We start from the raw sequence: 19,896 nt of genomic DNA, 5'->3' as shown, positions 1-19,896 counted from the left end.
CGCCGGCAGTACGGCGCTTGCAGAGCATCGCGGCCAACAGTGGTCAATCCGTCAGCAGGCAAGCTGTCTTGCGAAGATTGTTTTGTGGTGTGCATTGGTCGTACCGCGTGGCTCGAGAGCCCACCCTACGATCCTGGCCATCGTCAAGGCCATCGCCGAGCGCCACGGCGCCCAGCTCACGCTCGACAAGTCCGAACGTTTGGGCGGCTTGGCGGCCACGGGGCGTTTCCTTTGAAAGGGGCGCAAGGTGGGCGCTCCGTGCCCACGCGGTACGATCGTCTCGCTGCGTCGATCGTACCGTAGGGTGGGCTCTCGAGCCCACGCTGTCTCATCGCCGGCATATCAGCGGCCGCGAGCCTGCTTCCTTCGTTGTCCAGCCGGCGCCGTCGGGTGTGCTGACGCCTGTACCGCGTGGGCACGGAGTGCCCACCCTACGGAGCTGGTGTTGTGCCTACGCCGTACCGCGTGGAGTCAAGACTCCACCCTACGATTCTTCCCATCCACCACCTCCCCACGCAGTACATGAACACCCACACAGCAATAAAAATTCGTTAAGCATCCCCAGCTTCAGGTATCTTGTCATTTTGTCCGCCGGATAATCTTAATTCGGCGATTGTTCGATACCGAAGGCAGACCTGGTCGCCGCCGCATTGCATGGGGAAGATGTAGATGAACGAGTTAGTCAGCACGATCAACGGCATTATCTGGAGCCCGGCCCTGATCGCCTTGTGCCTGGGCGTGGGCCTGTATTTTTCGCTGCGCTCGCGCTTCCTGCAGGTGCGCCATGCCAAGGAAATGATTCGCCTGATGTTCGAGGGTAAGAGTTCGGAGCAGGGCGTGTCCTCGTTCCAGGCGCTCTCGATGACCCTGGCCGGCCGCGTCGGCACCGGCAATATCGCCGGCGTCGCCACCGCGATCACCTTCGGCGGCCCCGGCGCCGTGTTCTGGATGTGGGCGGTGGCCTTCCTTGGCGCCAGCTCGGCCTTCGTCGAGTCGACCCTGGGCCAGGTCTACAAGGAGCAGATCGACAAGGAATACCGCGGCGGCCCGGCCTTCTATATCGAGAAGGGTCTGGGCATGAAGTGGTACGCGCTGACCTTCGCGTTCGCCACCGTGCTCGCCACGGGCCTGCTGCTGCCGGGTGTGCAGGCCAATTCGATCGCCGAAGGCCTGCAGACGGCCACTGGCCTGTCGCGCGAAATCACCGCCGCCGGCCTGGCGGTCGTGCTGGCGTTTATCATCTTCGGCGGCGTCAAGCGCATCGCCAACTTCGCCGAAATCGTGGTGCCCTTCATGGCGCTGGGCTACATCCTGGTGGCCGTCGTCATCATCGCCCTGAACATCGAGCGCCTGCCGGGCGTGATGAGCCTGATCTTCAGCTCGGCCTTCGGCATGGACTCGGCCTTCGGCGCCATCATCGGCCTGGCGATCCAGTGGGGCGTCAAGCGCGGCGTCTACTCGAACGAAGCGGGGCAGGGCACGGGCCCGCACGCGTCGAGCGCGGCGGAAGTGAGCCACCCGGCCAAGCAGGGCCTGGTGCAGGGCTTCTCGGTGTATATCGACACCCTGTTCGTGTGCTCGGCCACGGCCTTCATGCTGCTCATTACCGGCCAGTACAACGTCGAGGGCCCGGACGGCGCGGCCATGTTCACCGGCGTGAAAGGCGTGGCCAGCGGGCCGGGCTACGTGCAGACGGCGCTGGAAAACGTGATGCCCGGCTTCGGCGCACTGTTCGTCGCCATCGCCCTGCTGTTCTTTGCCTTCACGACCATCGTCGCCTACTACTACATCGCCGAAACCAACATCTCCTACATCGACCGCCACGCACGCTATCCGTGGCTGAAGTTCCTGCTGAAAGCGGCCATCATCGGCGCCACCGTCTACGGTACGCTCAAGACCGCGGACCTGGCCTGGGCGCTGGGCGACATCGGCGTCGGCCTGATGGCCTGGCTGAACCTGGTGGCGATCGTGCTGCTGCGTAACGTGGCCTTCAAGTGCCTGCGCGACTACGAAGCGCAGAAAGCCCAGGGCAAGGACCCGCAATTCAACCCGGTGGCGCTGGGCATCAAGAATGCCGACTACTGGGAGCGCCGCGTTGCCGAGGAAGAACGCGGCCGCGCCAAGGGCGACGAGCGTGTGACAACGGTTGGCTGAGGACTGCCGGGCAGACCGGGACGGCAGCTTCGGCTGCCGTTTTTTTTGGCGCGCCGGCCAGTGCCCGCGTGCCGTGTTGCGGAAAAACGCCGCGCGCGATTGACCCGGGGCGGATCCGGCTTGCCTGTTAGAATCCATCAGTTTGCGTGCAATTACGTCAACTCAGCGGCGTATGAAAGGCTGATGCTTGATCAACACAGGCTTTGCAAAACCCCATGAAGACGCGTACCTACCTCATTGCCATCATCCTGACGATCCTGCTGCCGCTGTTCGCCCTGTCGGTATGGGGCCTGGACCTGCTGCTGCAAAAGGAAAAGGACGCGCGCCTGCTCGCCGTGGAAGAGAAGACGCGTGCGATCGCGCTGGCGATCGACAAGGAGCTGTCCAACGCGGAAGGCGCGCTGCACGTCATCGCCCAGACCGAGATGATGGCGGGCGAGGATTTCACGGCGCTGTACGCGCTCATGCGCAAGACCATCACGACATCCGATTCATGGGCCGTGCTGTACGACGCCGACGGACGCATGCTGCTGCATACGCACCATCCATACGGGACGGTGTTCAACGAAGGGCTGAACGACTGGGTACCGCCGGCGATCGCGCGGCAAGGCCCCAGCGTATCGAACCTGCGCGAAGGCCGCGCGGGCAAGTGGAAGGTGGTGTCGGTCAACATGCCCATCGTGACCGCAAGCGGCCACCGCTTCCTGCTGACCCATTCCTTCCACGTCGGCCACCTGACGAAACTGCTGCGCGACCAGAAGCTGCCGCAGACCTGGGTAGTCGGCATTTTCGGCGAGGACGGCATCAGCATCGCCCGCAACCTGCGCGAACGCGATTTCATCGGTAAACCCGTGAAACCCGAGCTGTACAAGGCCGCAATGGCGCATGCCAGCGGCAGGATCAAGAACATCACCCGCGATGCCTTCTGGGCCTACAACACCTTTACGCACACGACCCGCGCGCCCTGGACCGTTGCCGTCGCCGCGCCGATGGAAGTGATCGACGGCCCGGCACGCACGGCGACAGTGATCGCGGCGCTGGTCCTGGCAGTGGCATTCGGCGGTGCGGTGCTGGGCATCGTCATGTTCGCCCGGCGCATCACGGGCTCGTTCAACCTGACCCTGGCGGCGGCGAAGTCGCTGGAACATGGCAGCATACCGGTGGTCACGCCTTCGGGCGTGGTCGAAGCCGATGCGTTGCAGCGCGCCCTGCGCGACGCCGGCGTCCAGCTGGCGGCGGAAAACGCGGCGCGCCAGCGGCTCGAGGCCGAACGCGAGCAGCTGCTGGGCAGCGAGCGCGAAGCCCGGCGCGAAGCGGAAAACCAGAACCACGCCAAGGACGAATTCCTCGCCATGCTCGCGCACGAATTGCGCAATCCGCTGGCGCCGATCGTCGCCGCCGCCCACATGCTCAAGCTGCCACGGCGGGACGAGGCGCTCGTGCAGCGTACCAGCGCCATCATCATCCGCCAGGCCGACCATTTGAAGGCCCTGATCCACGACCTGCTGGACGTCTCGCGCGTGACGCGCGGCCTGGTGGCGATCGATAAACGCCAGCTGGCCATCGCCGCGGTCGTCAAGCACGCGGTCGAGCAGGCCGAACCCCTGATCAATGCGCGCGGCCATACGCTGCAGTTTGAGCTGCGCGCGCCCGACGCGCTGGTGCTGGGCGACGAGAAGCGCCTGATCCGGTGCTGTCGAACCTGCTCACCAACGCCGCCAAGTACACGCCGCCGGGCGGCCGGATCGAATTGACGGCCGAGGTGCGCGACGGCCAGGTGCTGGTGGGCGTGAGCGACAACGGCATCGGCATCGATCCCGAGCTGATGCCCCATGTGTTCGACCTGTTCCGGCAGGCGCGCCGCACGGCCGACCGCTCCCGGGGCGGCCTGGGACTGGGCCTGGCCCCGGTACGCAGCATCATGGCGCTGCATGGCGGCAGTGTGGAAGGGCATAGCGAAGGCGTCGGCAAGGGAACGCGCTTTACGCTGGCCCTGCCGCTGTTCGCCGCGCACCCGGCCGCGGCAGCGGAGCAGGCGACGCCGGATGCGCCGGCCGCGCCGATCGGCCTGATGATCGTCGACGACAACGTCGACGCCGCGCGCACGCTGGCCGGCCTGCTCGAGGCAAAGGACACCAGGTCACGGTGATGGTCACTGCCCATAGCGCGCTCGAGCATAGCCGCACTACGCCGCTGCCGCTCTACATCCTCGACATCGGCCTGCCCGACATGGATGGCTACGCGCTCGCGCGCCAGTTGCGCGGCACTCCCGGTACACAGGACGCGGTGCTGATCGCGCTGACCGGCTACGGCCAGTCGCACGACCGGCAAATGGCGCTGGCCGCCGGTTTCGACCATCACTTCGTCAAGCCCATCGACATTGCGGCACTTGACCGCATCCTGGCGGCGGCACCGCGCCCGGTGGCGGTTGGGGAACCGGCTGTCCTGTAGCGATATGGCCGATATCGACATACTTGCCTTGTCCGGCAGTCAGCGCGCCGCCTCCCGGAGTACGGCGCTGCTGCTGGCGGCGCAGGGGTTGGCGCCGCCGGGGGTGCGCGTGCGCATCCACGAGGGCCACAAGCACTGGCCGCTCTTCAATCCCGACCTGGAAGGCGATTTGCCGCCACCGGTGCAGGAATTGCGCACCCTGATCAGCGCCGCCGATGCGGTGCTCATCGCCACTCCGGAATACGCCCATGGCGTCAGCGGAACGATCAAGAATACGCTCGACTGGCTGGTAAGCCATCCGGGCTTCGCCGGCAAACCGGTTGCACTCTTCAATCCTGCCTACCAGTCTTATCACGGCGACGAGGCCTTGAAGGAGACGCTGCGCGTCATGTCCGCCGATCTCATTCCCGAGGCCTGCGTCCGAATTCCGGTCATCGGTTCAAGAGTGGAGCTGGACGCCATCGGCGAAGTGCCGGCGTTTCGCGCGGCCATTTCGGTGGCCCTGCAAGCCATTGCCGGCCACGTGCAGATGCGCAGGGGGCCTGCGCCGGCAGGCTGAGCGCGGCCGGCGCCGGCCGCTGCGCTCAGTCGCGCACCTGCGCCTCGACGAGTTTGCCGAGCAGCTCGAGCGATTCCTGCCAGCCGAGATAGCAGGCCTCGGCGGGAATCATGGCGGGGATGCCTTCCTGCGTGATCTTCACTTCCACTCCACAAAACACTTCGCGCAGCAGCACCGTGGTCTGCATCCGGCCCGGCAGGTTCGCGTCGTCGAATGTGGCCGTGTAGCGCAGGCGCCGGCCGGGTTCGAGCTCCAGGTATTCGCCGCCAAACCCATGGCTGTGGCCCGTCGTGAAGTTCGTGAACGACATCCGGTAGCGGCCGCCAACCCGGGCATCGAGCTCGTGCACGGTCCCGGTGAAGCCGTGCGGCGGCAGCCATTTCGCGAAGGCGGCGGCCGTCGTGAAGGCACGGAAGACGTGGTCGGGCGTCGATTTGAAGACGCGGTGCAGTTCAACGGTGTTGGTGGACATGGTGATTTCCCTATCTGGACATGGCAGAGGACGGCCCTCGGGATAGTCGACGAATGGGATGCCCGGAATTCGACATCGCCTCCACGTTTTTTGAAGCTTGACCTTCTGTCATGAAAATGCTCTACTGAAACATTATTTTCATTGGCATTTCGCCAAGATGGAGACCGGGTGAGAAGAATCGGATTGCAATGGAGGCTGTTGGCGAGCGCGGGAATGCTGGCTGGATGGCTGGCGTCGGCCGGAGCCGCACCGGCGAACGTGGTTCCGGAAGATGCGCGCGCTGCAAAGGAACTCACCAAGGATCTGTCCCGCTTGTTCACGCTGCCGGCGGCCCTGCAGCTTGACCCCGCCTTGCGCGAGGCAGCGCAGCGGATGGGCGCGGACCACCTCGCTCGCATGGAAAAGCAGTTCGCCCAGTGGGCCGCGGAAGAAAGAAAAAGGCGGCCGGCCAGCCGCGACCAGGCGTTCACGGAGAGGATGATGTACGCGCTGACGGCGCGCATGCTCAACGAACTGGCTTACTGGCACATCGAGCCGGGCGACGCCGGCTACGAACAGGCCACGCTCGAGGTGCTGCGGACTTCGCCGCAGGTCTGCCAGTTCGGCGACAAACCACGTTTTCGCGATTTCTCGAGCCGGATACTGCGGATACAGGCAATGTCCCCTGCACAGCGGGAAATGACGCTGGCAAGCGAAAGCAGGATGCTCGAGCGCTGGGGCAAGCCGCGGCCCGAGCCTCTGCCTTGGCCTAATCCGCTGCCCAGGGACGCGGCGATGCACGCGATTGCAAATCTCGCCGCCGGCACCGCCCGGCCGGCGATCGCGCTGGCGCCGCATCTTGCCGACCATGTGCTGTCGGCAGGCAACCAGTATGATCAATTGCCTGCCGAAGAGCAGTGCGCCATCCAGCGCTGGTGGTTGAGCGAAAGCCTGGCGCAGGGCCAAGCCCCCGCTGCCGTGCTCAATGCCTTCCGCTACGGTACGCTGATCACCGCCACCGAGCGCTACGAGGGCATGTACGAGCCGACGGACGAGGACAAGACGAGTGGACGGCCGGTCTATCCCAGGATGGCGGCCCTCTTCGAAGTCGAGGGTGTGACCCGGTTGCGCCGCGAATTCGACGCCGCCGGCAAACCCGTCGGCGTCACTGTCGTCAAGCGAAAGATCACGGCGGGCGCCCTGCCGGGCGTGCGCCCCATCGCCTTCGAGGATGCGTTCGACGCGGCGTCGTTGAACCATGCACTGGCATCTGCCGCGTCGGCCAAACCGGAAAGTACCCGGGCAAAAGAGTTCGAGATGGTATGGAGCCTGGAGGTGGAGCAGGCGCCGCCCGACAGCACCAAGGAAACCTCGGCGCCTGCGCAACCCAAGGCACGAAAGAAGAAACCATGAGATTGTCGCAATCACGAACGAGCCTGGCACACCGGCTCCTGCTGCCTGCCGCGCTGGCACTGGCGAGCCTCGCCCCTGCCGTCATTGCCGCCGAGCCCGAAGCGAAACGCTCGCCCATTACCGAAGCATCCGAACGTGCGCTGTGGTGGGGCGATTTCGGCGCACTCGAAAAGCAGAACGCCTACTTCATGCAGCCGGGGCGGCTGGAACCGGACGGCACTTCCCAGGTTTCCCTGTTTCGCGAGGGGTATGGGAACGTCCTCTACGCCAGTACGAAGAACCCTGAAATCTACCTGAAGGAACTCGACGCGTTGACGCTGCAGTGGGCGAAGGAGCATCCGCGCTCGGCGCTGGCGCATATCCTGCACGCCAGGTCGCTGCTGGCACATGGCCAGTCGTATCGCGGCGGCAGCTATGCAAAGGACGTGCCGCCGGAGGCCTGGAAGTTCTACCATGAATATTTGCGCCAGGCCGCGGAATACCTGAAGGACCATGCGGAGGTCGCACTGACGGACAGCGATGCGCATTACGTGCTGCTGTCGATCGGCCGCGGCCTGGGCTGGAGCAGCGAGCAGATGGTGGCCATCGCCGAGGATGGCTTGAAGCGCAACCCGGACGATGTCAGCCTCCATTTCGCCGTGGTGGACCACCTGCTGCCCAAGTGGAACGGTACGCCCAGGGAGCTCGACACCTATATCCTGCAGGCGACCGAGAAGACCCGCGGCCAGTTCGGCACCGGGATGTATGCACGCCTGTATTCGGCCGCGGCGGAAGACCAGTTCGGCAGTGGCCTGTTCGAGGACAGCTACGCCGACTGGGACAAGATGAAGCGGGGCTACGAAGACCTGCTGGCCAGGTACCCCGCCAGCGTCCGCCAGCGCAACCGTTATGCCCATATGGCGTGCGTAGCGAAAGACAAGGAAGTCATGTTGCGGCTGCTGAAGGAAATCGGCAGCGAGGTGCGTACTAAGGAGTGGGGCCGCAATCCGAAACGGGCTTTCGAAACCTGCCGGCTTTGGGCGACGTCGGTACCCGGCTGAGCGGGTGCAGCTTGCGTTGGCAGGCAACGCGGGTCGGCATCGCTGGACTCGCATTACAGGGAGGCGGAACGTAAAAAACCACGGGGCACTTGCGTGCCCCGTGGTTTTTCGCTGTTCAGGCCAGGCCTGAGGTATGAACTATCAGAACTTGTGCCACAGGCGCGCGAAATAAGCCGCGCCGTTCAGGCCGAACTGCACGCTCTCGTACTTGAAGCCGTTGTCGGTTTCGTTCGGATCCTGGGCGGTCGGTTTTACGTTGAAGATGTTGGTGCCGCCCACGGTGAGGCGGGTCTTCTCGCTGAAGGACCAGCTGAAGGAGAGGTCGGCCGAGGTCTTCGCCTCGTAGCGGGCATTCGGTACCGGCGGGCCCGAGAAGGTGCCGAGGGTCTGCGGACCGAAGTGGATGATGCGGAAGTCGGTGCCGAGCTTGCCCTGGGTGTATTCGAAGCCGAGCGTGGCCTTGCGGCGCGGGCCGCCCTGTTCGATGAACAGGCGCTCGCGTTCGGACAGCAGCACGTCCTCGAAGCCCTCCAGCGCGCTCGGTGCATGCACGCCGGTCACTTCGGTCTTGCTGAAGTTCAGCGCGAGGAAGGTGTTCAGGCGGCCGGAAGCCACAGGCATGCGGTGCGACGCCGTCACGTCCAGGCCCTGCGTCTTGGTGTCGATCGAGTTGACGAAGAACTGGGCCTGGCCCACGCCCAGCGACTGCAGGGTGGCGCCCAGGGCAGGGTAGTTGTCGGCATCAAAACGGCCCGACAGCACGATGCGGTCGTCGATGTCGATGCGGTACAGGTCGGCCGTGACCGAGGTCGATTGCGACGGCGACCAGGTCGCGCCGAAGGTCAGGCTCTTCGACTTTTCTTCCTTGAGCGCCGGGATGCCGGCGGCATTGGCCACCGCGCCGCCGTTTGGCGCCAGCACCACGTCGAGCGGCTGGCCATTGACGAAGTCGGTGAAGGTCGAGGAGAAGTAGACCTGCTGCAGCGAGGGCGCGCGGAAACCGGTGCTGACCGAACCGCGCAGCAGCACGTCGCCGTCCAGCTTGAACGAGGCGGCGAGTTTACCGTCGGTGGTCGAGCCGAAGTCCGAGAAGCGCTCGTGGCGCAGCGCGGCCAGGACCTTGAAGCGGTCGGTGACGTCCGCTTCCAGGTCGATGTAGGCGGCGCTGCTGTGGCGGCTGCGGTCGGTCGCGTCGCCCGGCTGGAAGCCCGGGAAGCCCCGGCTGCCGGCATTGCCGCCCACGCCCACGCCGTCGGCGTCGATCCAGGAGCCCGGTTCGCCGGCGAAGATGCGGTAGTTCTCGTTGCGGTATTCAAAGCCGAAGGCCGCGTTCAGGCCCTGCATGATGCCCGGGTAGAAGCGGGAAAAATCGGCGTTGGTGGTCAGCTGGCGGAAGTCGAAACCGCCCGCGCCGAACGAATTCGCGCTGGTGCCGCGCCCGCCGTTGGCCAGGTCGAGGTTGGCGATCGAGGCGTTGAGCGTGTTGGCGATGGTGTAGTCGAGGCGGTTGTAGCCGTAGGTCTGCGAGAAGTCCCCATTCCACTCGCCGAACTTCAGGCGGTAGCCGAGGGTGCCGTAGCGGTCGTCGACGTCGCCGTTGATGAAGGGGACGAAGCCTTCCGGGTACATGGCGGCCGAGTTGCGCGACGGGATGTCGTCGGAACCGATACCGCCGCGCGCGAACGCGGCTGACGAGGCATCACGGCGCTGGGCGCCGGCCGTCAGGTACAGCTTGCCCTCGCCGAGCGGGATGTCGCCATTGACATACAGGGTCTGGTTTTCCGACTTGCTGTCGCCGATGATGCGCGGGTTGCCCGCTTCCGCGCGGTTCGAACGGCCGCGGTCCAGGTATTCGCCGGTCACGCCGAAGGTGCCGCCGGCCAGCGCCACGCCGCAATAGGCCGAGGCCAGGTAGTTCTCGCCATCGCCGGCCGAATACTGGCCGAAGCCCGCCACCGCTTCGCAGCCGAGGCTTTTCTTGAGTTCGATGTTCATCACGCCGGCAATCGCGTCCGAGCCGTACTGGGCGGCGGCGCCGTCGCGCAGCACCTGCACGTTGCGGATCGCCAGCAGTGGGATCGCGTTCATGTCGGTGCCGGTATTGCCGCGGTTGCGCGCGCCGAACAGGTTCACCAGCGCCGTCGTGTGGCGGCGCTTGCCGTTGACCAGCACCAGGGTCTGGTCCGAGCCCAGGCCGCGCAGGGCGGCGGAATCGACCAGGTCGGCACCGTCCGCGCCGCTCTGGCGCGTCGAGTTGAATGAAGGGGAGATGTTGGTCAGCGTCTGCGCCAGGTCGAACTGGCTGCCCTGTTCGGCCAGGCGGGTCATCGGGATGATGTCGACCGGGACCGCGGTGTCCGTGGACGAGGCCGCGCCGGTACGGCGGCTGCCGACCACGTGCACGCTCTGGACGGCGCTGGCCTGGGCGGCGTCAGGGGTTGCGGTCTGGGCCGAAGCGGTAGGAGCGAAAGCGGCGAGGGCGGTACTGCCGTAGAGCGCGAGCAGCACGGCGCGGCGCAGTTGAGTCTGTTTGATCACGCAACATCTCCATGAGGGAAAAATGCATGCTAATCAATATTGATCGATGGCACCACTGGGTGTGTCTGAAACACAACGATTAGGGTGAAATCTTGTATGCCAGGACTGTTGTCTGAAGCAGCGCCGAGCGCTGGTCGGAAGAAGGGTGTCTTTCGACCGTGTCCGAAAATCGGATCCGATATCAAGCCAACAGGGGGCGTAGCAGGCGCCATCCATAGCCTGCGCCCACCAGCAGACCGGTAACTATCAGGAACAGAAGAACCCCATAAGCGATGCGCAGTAGCGAGAACGACTTCGCTGCGGTTCCTTGCTCCACCAGGCGTGTGGCTTTGTTATTCCGAAGAAGCTCGCCCATGAACTCGTTTGCCAACTGTAGCGGGAGGGCGAGGGCAAACACCAGGGACCGATGATCTCTCAAACCCGCGCTTGCTTCGCAAGATCAATGAAACGCAGCATCGCGTGACGGGCGGTTTGTGTCATCTTTTGCGGGGCACGTGCTTCGATGGCTTCGAGGAGTCGGTGGCTTCCGGGCTGTTTCCAGGGACGGATACCGAGTTGAATGCACTGCTGGAATACTGTTGGGAACAAGCGAAGATGCACTCGGAGGCTGACTCCAGCTGCGACAATTCTATTTGACCAGGTCGCCATGCCGGCCTGTCGATGGCCGCCTTAAAGTAGAAAATTCTATTTCTAGCTGCGCTCTTTTTGTTGGGGGAATACCATTCTTCAGCCATTGCGGAAATACTGAGCATGCAGCCACAACAGTGCACAGGAGAGGGGCCGTGGGATACACCTTGAACAGATATGCGGGCAATACCTTGCACCGTTACCTCCTGGCGGGTGTGCTTGCAACCGTTTCGCCATGGGCCGCGGCCTCGGGCGATCCGACCATTGTCTTTTTCGCGGCTGCCCGGATTGTCGCGTTGCTCGTGCTGGCGATCGTCATCGCTTTCTGGCGTACCCAAAGCGGCGCTCGACTGCGGGCTTTCGCGGCCACCGCGTGCAGTCTTCCCGCGCTTTGGTTATTGGGGCTTATGCCGAACTACCAGAAAAACCAGGTTCTGATCGAATCCGCTTCGTGGCTCGTTATCGCCGTCACGATCTGGCTCAGCCTGAGAGAGGTCAGCAAAAACGGGTGAGCTTGCCATGGCACCGTCGCGCGTTGTCTGTTCGGAGCTGCCATCCGGGTGATCGTCGATGTGGTTGCCCGACTCGATCGGCTAAGTACTCGACCGAAAATAAATGGGAATTTTGGCAAACAGAACCGGACGTGCCGGTTCGGATGCGGTGCAAGACGGCGAGAGCGCCGCAGTGCGAGCACTGCCCCGCAAGCGGACGCGAGCCGACGCAGCAACGCGCCGGTTCTGGAAGCCAAAAACACATTTATTTTTGGGTGAGTACTTAGCTACTCGCCCGCCAGTCCTCGATCGTTTTCGTGACCTCGTCGGAGTAGGTCCCCGACAGGTTCCGTTCGTAGAACCTGGAGCTGCGCGAGTTCGGCCCGCTGTCCTGGACAGCCGTGGCCAGGCGGTTGATGAAGGCGCGCCCTTCGCTTTCGTATGCGCTGCGCTCCTGCGCATCCAGCCGCAGCATGAAGTTGTAACTGACGAAGCTGTGGCTGCAGTTCACATCGAGGAAAAGCGCGCCATCCTCTTCAAGCAGGAACCACCCGTGTGGCGCGTGATCGATCACTCTCACCGTTTCTCCTTGCCTCGACGTGGTAACGGACGGCAACCTTGGCGCCTGCGTCAGGCTGTCCCAAGTGCCCGTACCAGTCCCCCAACGAGGATGTCCTCGCTTCGTACCTGGGTTCGCAGCAGGCAGTCGCGCCCGGTGGCACGGCCCTGGTGGACGGTCAGGCCATGCCCGAGCAATACCGTCAGCGCGCCGGCAGCGACGCCGGTGGCGCTGTCCTCGAGCAGCGGATCGAGGTGGTTGAAGTTGCGGCCTTCGTAGTCGCCATCCGGCCTGCGGCACCATACATAGCAGCCATTCACGCCATGTTCGCGGCCCCAGGCCGCGATGGCGGACAGGTCGGGCGCGAGCCGGTAGAGCGTGTCGGGATCGGCCACTTCCAGCAACAGTTTCGGGCTGCCGACCGAGGCGATCGCGGGCGGACTCGCCAGGGGCCAGGCCGGGCGCATCCAGCAGGCGGGCCGCCAGGGCGATATCGATATCGATCGAGGGCGCGTCTTGCCGGGCCAGGCCGACGAACAGGTTGCTGTCCTGGTGCGACAGGGACAAGCGCTGGCCATGCATCGCGGTCCTGACGACGGGAGCCACGGCTGGATCGCGGGAGAACAGCAGTGTTGCCGCCGCCAGCGTCGCGTGCAGGCACAAGGGACTGCGCATGTGCGGGTAGACGAAGTCGAGCACTGCTGCGAGCTCGGGACTGTCCGCAGGGTCGATAAAGACGCAAGTGAGCGCACGCTGACGTGCCAGTGCGGCACGGGCAAGCGGGTCGGGCGGCCCGCCTTCGACGACCAGGGCCAGGTTGCCGCCGCGGCTGCCATGGGTGAAACAGGCGAAGCGATGCAGGTGCATGGATGTGCTCACGACGTGTACTCCCGTGTTGTGCAGCATTACACCAGCCAGCGCCAGATGCCTGCCGCCCAGCCCGCGGCCGGAATATGCGCCCAGTGGCCAGCAGCCAGACGAGGATGCCGCCGGCAATCGCATGCATGCCGAAGCCGCCAAATTGGGCGCGGTCCGCTGCGATGGCGGCGAAAGGCAGGTAGCTGGTGCGAGCCTGCCAGGCTTGCCAGCCGTCTGGATCCAGCGCCGCCTTCTTGCGGTCCTGGAGCGCGGCGCCGACGAGGGCGAGCACGATGATGGCGCCGGCGACGATGATGTTCTTCTCGACCGGGTACACGAGGATGTGGCAGGCGCCCCAGATGGCGAAGGTCCACATCATCGGGTGGCGGGTGATGCCGTAGACGCCGCGCGCCTGGGCCGTCGCGGCGCTGGCGGCGGCGCCGGGCAGGGCGGGATTGCGAATGAAAGAGCCGAGCAGCAGGATCGAGGCGACCAGCATCGCCACCGTCACGAAAGCCCACAGGCCGTCGCCGACCTCCCAGAGAAATGCCGTCGTTGGCGCGCGCCGGAATGCCCAGACGGTGGCGCCCAGCGTAAGAGCGGCGATGAGGGAGTAGAAGGCGAGGAAGCCTTTCTCGCCCATGGCGCGCACCAGCGGCGCGCGCAGCGGGTGGGACAGCAGAAAATGGCTTCCTGCGAAGGAGGCGGCCGCCGCCAGCACGGTCATCGAATCGGTCATGGTTCACCTTTCGTGGTTGTCTGCATGGATGTCGCCACGCGCATGCGCGCGCATTCCACTCTAGCAGAAAGCGCTGGCAAGCTGACAAGCTTGACCGAAAAGCAGCGGACCTATTCCGCCTGGGTGAATCGGTAGTGGAAACTCAACCGCGGCCCCACGACACCGCGGTTCACGCACAAAAGCTTGATAAGTTGACCTCGTCGGTTATACTGTGTTTTTATACAGTAGTATTACTGTGCGGACACTTACCATGATGATCCTTGCCTGACCGATGCCGACCCCGCCGCCCACGCCCAGCCTGCCCGACTATGCCGAGCTGTTCTGCCTGTCGAACTTCTCGTTCCTGCAGGGCGCCTCGCATGCGGAGGAACTGGTGGAGCGGGCCGTGCGCCTGGGCTACTCGGCGCTGGCGCTGACCGACGAGTGCTCGCTGGCCGGCGTGGTGCGAGCGCACGCCGAAGCAAAGAAGGCGGCGCTGCCCTTCATCGTTGGCGCCCATTTCCACCTCAAGCAGCCCGACGGCAGCCCGGCCCTGTCGCTGATCCTGCTGGCGCAGAACCGCAATGGCTACGGCAACCTGTCCGAATTCATCACGCTCGGGCGCACGCGCGCCGACAAGGGGACCTACTTCCTCACGGTCGAGGACATCGTCAATCCGCCGCGCGAACTGGCGCACCTGAAGGGCATGCCCGATTGCCTGGCGATCCTGCTGCCGGCCTACCCCGGCCACGAGGCGAAGGATGTCGACCGCCTGCATGCCCAGGCCGCGTGGATTGCCGAGCACTTCCCGGGCCGCGCCTGGCTTGGCCTGGTGCTGCTGCACCGCGCTTTCGACGATGCCCACCGCGCCACGGTGGAAGAAGTCGGCTGGCAGCACCGGCTGCCGATCGTGGCGCTGGGCCACGTGGTGATGCACGTCCGTTCGAGAAAACCCCTGCAGGACACGCTGACCGCCACGCGCCTGGGTAAACCCGTGGCCGAATGCGGCTATGGGCTGGCCCAGAACGCCGAGCAGCACCTGCGCGCACGCCTGCGCCTGGCGAACATCTATTCGAAGGCGGCGCTGAACGAGACACTGCGTATCGCTTCCCTGTGCACCTTCTCGTTGGATGAGCTGCGCTACGAATACCCGAACGAAGTCGTCCCGCCCGGCCAGACGGCCAGCAGTTTCCTGCGCAGCGAGACCTATATCGGCGCGCACCGGCGCTTTCGCGAGGGGATACCGGCCAAGGTGCAGGCGCAGGTCGAGCATGAGCTTGGACTGATCGCCGAAATGGGCTACGAACACTACTTCCTCACCGTGTACGACATCGTGCGCTTCGCGCGCTCGAACAATATCCTGTGCCAGGGCCGCGGTTCGGCCGCCAATTCGGCGGTGTGCTACTGCCTCGGCATCACCGAGGTCGATCCGGCGCGCGCCAACCTGCTGTTCGAACGTTTCATTTCGAAAGAACGCAACGAGCCGCCCGACATCGACGTCGACTTCGAGCACCAGCGCCGCGAAGAAGTCATCCAGTACATCTATGCCAAATACGGCCGCACCCGCGCCGCGCTGGCGGCGGTGGTGATCAGCTACCGTCCGAAAAGCGCGCTGCGCGACAGCGGCCGCGCGCTCGGCGTCGACCTCGGCATCATCGAGAAGGTCAGCAAGGCGCACCACTGGTTCGACAGCAAGGCCGACTTATTGAATCGCCTGAAGGAGTCCGGGCTCGACCCGGAGGCGCCGCTGTCGATCCAGTGGGCGACGCTGGCGCAGCAGCTGCTGAACTTCCCGCGCCACCTGTCGCAGCACCCGGGCGGCTTCGTCATCGCGCAGGGCAAGCTCTCCCGCCTGGTGCCGATCGAGAACGCCACCATGATTGATCGCAGCGTCATCCAGTGGGACAAGAACGACCTGGAAGAACTGGGCCTGATGAAGGTGGACGTGCTGGCGCTGGGCATGCTGTCGATGCTGCGCCGCGCGCTGGACCTGATCAGCCTGCGCCACGGGAACCTGTTCGAGATGCAGGACATCCCGCCGGACGACAAGGCCACTTACGACATGATCTGCGCCGCCGATACGGTGGGCGTGTTCCAGATCGAATCGCGCGCGCAAATGAGCATGCTGCCGCGGATGAAGCCGCGCGTGTTCTATGACCTGGTGATCGAGGTGGCGGTGGTGCGCCCGGGGCCGATCCAGGGCGGCATGGTGCACCCCTACCTGCGGCGGCGCCAGGGCCTCGAACCGGTGGTCTACCCGAGTGACAAGATGAAGGAAGCGCTGGGGCGTACGCTGGGCGTGCCGATCTTCCAGGAGCAGGTGATGCAGGTGGCCATTCTGGGCGCCGGTTTCACGCCAGGCGAAGCCGACCAGCTGCGCCGCGCCATGGCGGCCTGGAAGCGCAAGGGTGGCCTGGAACACTACTACGACCGCATCGTGCGCGGCATGCTCGAGCGCGGCTACGACCTGGCTTTTGCCGAGCAGATCTTCAGCCAGATCCAGGGCTTCGGCGAATACGGCTTTCCCGAGTCGCACGCGGCCAGCTTCGCGCTGCTGGCCTATGCCAGCTCCTGGGTCAAATGCCACGAGCCGGCGGCTTTCCTGTGCGCGCTGCTCAACAGCCAGCCGATGGGTTTCTATTCTCCCTCGCAGCTGGTGCAGGACGCGCAGCGCCACGGCATTGAGGTGCGTCCGGTCGACATCACCATCAGCGGCTGGGAGTCGACCCTGGAAGAACTGCACGACTCCACGCGCCAGCCTGCCGTGCGCCTCGGGCTCTCGCTGCAGCGCGGCATGAGCTTCGAGGCGGCTGCGCGCATCGAGGAGGCGCGTGCGATCCGTCCTTTCGACAGCGTGGCCGACCTGGCGAGAAGGGCAGGGCTGGACCGGGGCGACCTGCAGGTGCTGGCCGGTGCCAACGCATTGCGTACACTCGCCGGCAACCGCCGCGAAGCCCTGTGGCAGGCCGTGGGCGCCGTGCCCGACAAGGACCTGCTGCGCCCGACCTCGCCGGTCGAAGAGATGCCGCAGCTGGCCACGCCATCGGAGGGCGACGAGATCGTTGGCGACTACCGCGCGCAGGGGCTCACGCTGGGGCGCCATCCGGTCGCGCTGCTGCGCAAAGCCTTGCTGGCGCAGCGCTTCATGCCGGCGTCCGTATTGAACGAATACCGGGACGGCCAGCTGGCGCGCGGCTGCGGCATCGTCACGGTGCGCCAGCGGCCCGGCACGGCCAAGGGCGTGCTGTTCCTGACGCTGGAAGACGAGACAGGCAATGTGAACGTGATCGTCTGGCCTACCCTGGTCGAGCAGCAACGCCGCGAAGTGCTGGGCGCGAGCCTGCTCGGCGTATACGGCATCTGGCAAAGCCAGGGGCAGGTGCGCCACCTGGTGGCCAAGCGGCTGGTGGACATGTCGCACTTGCTGGGGAAGCTGACGACCAATAGCCGGGATTTTTGCTGAGTGCTGGACAGTTTGCTGTGCGTGTTTATTGTGCTGAACCGCATGCATTGGATGTCATCGCCGGTATCACATCCAGTACACTGGGCAGCTGGCGGGACCGTGACGCCAACACGCATGCACTTTATCCATGACGACCTCGAACCGCATGACCGACAAATTCGATCGCTACACACCCATCCTTGAGTCGCTCGTCGGCGAGGCGATCCGGTGTTCCCCCGCGAGCTGGAACAAGGGTGAGCTGACCATTACCTGTAACGGCGCCTATCTCAACTATGCATTGAAAAACAGCGACAGCGAAGAAAAAGCCCAGATGAGCGAGGCCTTGCGCCAACTGTGCGAAGACTTCTACGTGGCCATGCGCCAGGCAGGCGATACCTGGGACAAGGCGGTCGTCGCCTATTCCCGCCACGAGAACAGCTGGTCATTCGATGTCAAGTTCGAGCGTGCGGAGTCGGTCGCCGAGCGGCACACTGCTGCTTCCGATCTGGCCAATACCGGCAAGCCGTGGTGGAAGTTCTGGCAGTAGGGCCTGATGCAAGGGGCAAGCTTGAGCAGGAAAAAACAGTATCAGGGAGCCCGCGGCGGCTTCTGTCTGGTCTTTGCGGCCGCCATCCTGGCGAGCATGGGATGGTATTGGGGCGGGTTCTACGCGCAAGGGTTTCGCCCCTTCATGCAATACGAAACGGCCCAGGGCCTGATCCTGGATGCGGGCCAGTCCCGCTGCGGTCGGCGTAAGCAAACCGAACAATGGGTACGCTACCAGTACACCGTCAAAGGCATTGTGTATCACGGCGATCGATATGTCCTGGGCGACCAATGCGGGTCCATTGATCAGACACCGCTGTACCTGGGAGATAACCGCGTCCTGGTCTATTACAGCGTCAAACGCCCTGCGTTTTCGGTACTCATCCGCAGGTGGGGGAACGGGACCATTCTCATTACGCTGATGGCGGCAAGCCTGTTTGCGGGTTCGCTGTATGGCTGGGTGGTCGCTACCAGGAAAGCCTGACTCCCCGTTGCGGTTCCGGCTTCTCCGGCTACCGCAACCGGGATAGGTTCAAGCGGCGCTTATTGCTGGCCCAGCCGCTTGCCCAGGCGGTACAGGAATTCGACCCCGTCGTAGAGCGACTTCACCCGGATATGTTCATCCAGCCCATGGATGCCGTTACCCTCGACGCCGACGAACATGCCGCTGATCCCATAGGTCCAGATGCCGGCGTTGTTGAGGTAGCGGCCGTCGGAGGTGGCCACGAGCATGGTCGGGACGACGGGCACGCCCGGCCACATCTCGTTGGCGACCGCCTTGACCGGTCCCATGATCGTGGGCGTCAGCGGCGGCGAGGGCGCCAGGTCGGCTTCGCCCACCGGCGTGACGGTGATCTTGTCGTCGGCCAGCACGCGCACCAGCGTCGCGCGCACCGAATCGACCGGTTCGCCGGGCAGGATGCGGCAGTTGACGTTGGCGCGGGCGCGCTGGGCGAGGGCGTTGGGGGCATGGCCGGCATCGACCATCGTGGCGACGCAGGTGGTGCGCACGGTGGAGTTGTGTTCCGGATTGAGGGCGTACAGGCGTTCGAGGGCGTCGCGATCCGGCGGAGTGCGCAGGATCGCCTTCATGTCGGCCGCCGTTTGCCCCTTTTCGATCTGCGCCATCTGCTCGTAGAAGGCGCGGGTCACCGGCGAGAGCGTGAAGGGGAAATCGAAACGCTCGAGCCGGGCCAGGCCATCGGCCAGGCGGTAGATCGCATTCTCGCGCGGCGCACGGGCGCTGTGGCCGCCCGGATTGGTCACTTCCAGCTGGTAGTTCTGGGTGACGCGCTCGCCGACCTGGATGCTCAGGCGCACCGGCTTTTCGTCCTTGTCGAGATAGCCGCTGCCGCCCTCGTTCAGGGCCAGTTCGGCGTCGATCAGCTTGCGGTGGTTGCGCAGCAGGTAGGCCAGGCCATTGAACCTGGAGGGAACGATCTCTTCGTCGCAGGTGAGGGCGAGGATGATGTCGCGCTTGAAAGCAGGGCGCTCGCGCTTGTAGCGGATCATGTTTTCCACGAAGGCCGCCGCCATCGCCTTGTCGTCGGACGCGCCGCGCGCGTAGAACACGCCGTTTTCCTCGATCAGCTTGAAGGGATCGCGTACCCAGTCGGCGCGCTTGGCCTCGACCACGTCGACATGGGCCAGCAGCAGCAGCGGTTTGCTGGCGCCGCTGCCCTTGAGCCGCGCGACCAGGTTGCCCTTCGTCGGACCGTCCGGCGGCACGATGATCTGCATGTCGGCATCGCTGTAGCCACCGGCCTTGAGCCGGGCCGCCATGGCCGTCACCGCGTTGGTGCAGCTGCCGCTGGAGTTGGTCGTGTTGATTTCCACCAGTTCCTGGTAGATGGCCCGGAAATCCTTTTGCACCGGCGTCAGGGCAGGCGATTGCGCGTGGAGCGTGTTCGACAGCAGGGAGGCGGCAAACAGCAGGGCAAGGCGTTTTCCGGGCAAATTCATCGTGCATCCTCGGTAAAGTGCCAACGAACAGCGAAGTGGAATGGCGGTGCGGCCATGCGGGTTCGTGCGGCGTGAAATCACCACGCT

General features: G+C 64.7%; 17 protein-coding genes and 1 pseudogene. 12 read left to right on the top strand and 6 right to left on the bottom strand.

The features are described 5' to 3' along the window. Window positions 1–94 precede the first annotated feature (94 nt). The 6 genes from G4G31_RS22000 (at window position 95) to G4G31_RS21975 (ending at window position 5,164) form a co-directional block, all read left to right on the top strand. On the top strand, window positions 95–235 hold the full coding sequence (locus G4G31_RS22000) for a hypothetical protein (protein ID WP_182989394.1): 141 nt from the start codon (window positions 95–97) through the stop codon (window positions 233–235). Window positions 236–669: 434 nt separating this feature from the next. Continuing rightward, entirely contained in the window at window positions 670–2,154 is a 1,485-nt protein-coding gene (locus G4G31_RS21995; RefSeq protein ID WP_182989393.1) for a sodium:alanine symporter family protein, read from the top strand. A gap of 215 nt (window positions 2,155–2,369) precedes the next feature. Continuing rightward, on the top strand, window positions 2,370–3,908 hold the full coding sequence (locus tag G4G31_RS21990) for a histidine kinase dimerization/phospho-acceptor domain-containing protein (protein ID WP_182989392.1): 1,539 nt from the start codon (window positions 2,370–2,372) through the stop codon (window positions 3,906–3,908). Continuing rightward, on the top strand, window positions 3,845–4,303 hold the full coding sequence (locus G4G31_RS21985; RefSeq protein WP_182989391.1) for a sensor histidine kinase KdpD: 459 nt from the start codon (window positions 3,845–3,847) through the stop codon (window positions 4,301–4,303). Before G4G31_RS21990 ends, G4G31_RS21985 begins: the two co-directional genes overlap by 64 nt. After that, window positions 4,303–4,605 carry a response regulator gene (locus tag G4G31_RS21980; RefSeq protein ID WP_182989390.1) on the top strand — a complete coding sequence of 101 codons (303 nt, stop codon included), beginning with the start codon at window positions 4,303–4,305 and terminating at the stop codon, window positions 4,603–4,605. The genes G4G31_RS21985 and G4G31_RS21980 overlap by 1 nt, the downstream gene beginning before the upstream one ends. A 4-nt stretch (window positions 4,606–4,609) precedes the next feature. Beyond that, on the top strand, window positions 4,610–5,164 hold the full coding sequence (locus tag G4G31_RS21975) for an NADPH-dependent FMN reductase (protein ID WP_182989389.1): 555 nt from the start codon (window positions 4,610–4,612) through the stop codon (window positions 5,162–5,164). A 25-nt stretch (window positions 5,165–5,189) separates the two neighbouring features. Here the strand turns inward: G4G31_RS21975 and G4G31_RS21970 are convergent, their stop codons facing one another. Next, a complete protein-coding gene (locus G4G31_RS21970; protein WP_182989388.1) occupies window positions 5,190–5,636 on the bottom strand; it encodes an SRPBCC family protein in 447 nt (148 codons plus the stop codon). Window positions 5,637–5,804: 168 nt separating this feature from the next. Between G4G31_RS21970 and G4G31_RS21965 the strand changes: the two genes are divergently transcribed. Further along, window positions 5,805–7,028, top strand: a complete 1,224-nt coding sequence (locus tag G4G31_RS21965) for a hypothetical protein (RefSeq protein WP_183107687.1) — start codon at window positions 5,805–5,807, stop codon at window positions 7,026–7,028. Beyond that, window positions 7,025–8,068: a DUF4034 domain-containing protein gene (locus G4G31_RS21960; protein ID WP_182989386.1), complete on the top strand. Its 1,044-nt coding sequence runs from the start codon at window positions 7,025–7,027 to the stop codon at window positions 8,066–8,068. Before G4G31_RS21965 ends, G4G31_RS21960 begins: the two co-directional genes overlap by 4 nt. 141 nt (window positions 8,069–8,209) lie before the next feature. Here G4G31_RS21960 and G4G31_RS21955 read toward each other — a convergent pair whose 3' ends face one another. Continuing rightward, on the bottom strand, window positions 8,210–10,606 hold the full coding sequence (locus G4G31_RS21955) for a TonB-dependent siderophore receptor (RefSeq protein ID WP_182989385.1): 2,397 nt from the start codon (window positions 10,604–10,606) through the stop codon (window positions 8,210–8,212). A 782-nt stretch (window positions 10,607–11,388) separates the two neighbouring features. Here G4G31_RS21955 and G4G31_RS21950 point away from each other — a divergent pair. Next, a complete protein-coding gene (locus G4G31_RS21950) occupies window positions 11,389–11,745 on the top strand; it encodes a hypothetical protein (RefSeq protein ID WP_182989384.1) in 357 nt (118 codons plus the stop codon). A 262-nt stretch (window positions 11,746–12,007) separates the two neighbouring features. On the opposite strand, the gene G4G31_RS21945 is transcribed toward G4G31_RS21950, so the two are convergent. From G4G31_RS21945 to G4G31_RS21935, 3 genes and pseudogenes are all read right to left on the bottom strand, one after another. Beyond that, entirely contained in the window at window positions 12,008–12,304 is a 297-nt protein-coding gene (locus G4G31_RS21945) for a hypothetical protein (protein WP_182989383.1), read from the bottom strand. 50 nt (window positions 12,305–12,354) lie between these two features. Continuing rightward, window positions 12,355–12,750, bottom strand: a complete 396-nt coding sequence (locus G4G31_RS27130; RefSeq protein ID WP_229425185.1) for a PhzF family phenazine biosynthesis protein — start codon at window positions 12,748–12,750, stop codon at window positions 12,355–12,357. A gap of 557 nt (window positions 12,751–13,307) precedes the next feature. Then, window positions 13,308–13,868, bottom strand: a pseudogene (locus G4G31_RS21935) (NnrU family protein); the annotation flags it as partial. A gap of 283 nt (window positions 13,869–14,151) precedes the next feature. On the opposite strand from G4G31_RS21935, the gene G4G31_RS21930 reads away from it, so the two are divergent. The 3 genes from G4G31_RS21930 to G4G31_RS21920 all read left to right on the top strand — a co-directional run bounded on the left by G4G31_RS21930 (window position 14,152) and on the right by G4G31_RS21920 (window position 18,331). Next, window positions 14,152–17,322: an error-prone DNA polymerase gene (locus G4G31_RS21930; protein ID WP_182989382.1), complete on the top strand. Its 3,171-nt coding sequence runs from the start codon at window positions 14,152–14,154 to the stop codon at window positions 17,320–17,322. A 145-nt stretch (window positions 17,323–17,467) separates the two neighbouring features. After that, window positions 17,468–17,848, top strand: a complete 381-nt coding sequence (locus G4G31_RS21925) for a hypothetical protein (RefSeq protein ID WP_182989381.1) — start codon at window positions 17,468–17,470, stop codon at window positions 17,846–17,848. 21 nt (window positions 17,849–17,869) lie between these two features. Next, on the top strand, window positions 17,870–18,331 hold the full coding sequence (locus G4G31_RS21920) for a DUF3592 domain-containing protein (protein ID WP_182989380.1): 462 nt from the start codon (window positions 17,870–17,872) through the stop codon (window positions 18,329–18,331). A gap of 59 nt (window positions 18,332–18,390) precedes the next feature. Here the strand turns inward: G4G31_RS21920 and G4G31_RS21915 are convergent, their stop codons facing one another. Beyond that, on the bottom strand, window positions 18,391–19,809 hold the full coding sequence (locus G4G31_RS21915) for a M20/M25/M40 family metallo-hydrolase (protein WP_182989379.1): 1,419 nt from the start codon (window positions 19,807–19,809) through the stop codon (window positions 18,391–18,393). Between the last annotated feature and the right edge of the window lie 87 nt (window positions 19,810–19,896).

Source organism: Massilia sp. Se16.2.3 (assembly GCF_014171595.1).
Taxonomy (GTDB): domain Bacteria; phylum Pseudomonadota; class Gammaproteobacteria; order Burkholderiales; family Burkholderiaceae_D; genus Telluria.
Note: the sequence above shows the minus strand (reverse complement) of the source record. Positions and strands in the feature narration are given on the sequence as shown.

Excerpts from the sequence above, each read along its gene's own strand:
- G4G31_RS21995 (WP_182989393.1), top strand. The coding sequence starts at position 670 with ATGAACGAGTTAGTCAGCACGATCAACGGCATTATCTGGAGCCCGGCC.
- G4G31_RS21990 (WP_182989392.1), top strand. The coding sequence starts at position 2,370 with ATGAAGACGCGTACCTACCTCATTGCCATCATCCTGACGATCCTGCTG.
- G4G31_RS21980 (WP_182989390.1), top strand. The coding sequence starts at position 4,303 with ATGGTCACTGCCCATAGCGCGCTCGAGCATAGCCGCACTACGCCGCTG.
- G4G31_RS21975 (WP_182989389.1), top strand. The coding sequence starts at position 4,610 with ATGGCCGATATCGACATACTTGCCTTGTCCGGCAGTCAGCGCGCCGCC.
- G4G31_RS21970 (WP_182989388.1), bottom strand. The coding sequence starts at position 5,636 with ATGTCCACCAACACCGTTGAACTGCACCGCGTCTTCAAATCGACGCCC.
- G4G31_RS21960 (WP_182989386.1), top strand. The coding sequence starts at position 7,025 with ATGAGATTGTCGCAATCACGAACGAGCCTGGCACACCGGCTCCTGCTG.
- G4G31_RS27130 (WP_229425185.1), bottom strand. The coding sequence starts at position 12,750 with ATGCGCCCGGCCTGGCCCCTGGCGAGTCCGCCCGCGATCGCCTCGGTC.
- G4G31_RS21930 (WP_182989382.1), top strand. The coding sequence starts at position 14,152 with ATGCCGACCCCGCCGCCCACGCCCAGCCTGCCCGACTATGCCGAGCTG.
- G4G31_RS21925 (WP_182989381.1), top strand. The coding sequence starts at position 17,468 with ATGACCGACAAATTCGATCGCTACACACCCATCCTTGAGTCGCTCGTC.
- G4G31_RS21915 (WP_182989379.1), bottom strand. The coding sequence starts at position 19,809 with ATGAATTTGCCCGGAAAACGCCTTGCCCTGCTGTTTGCCGCCTCCCTG.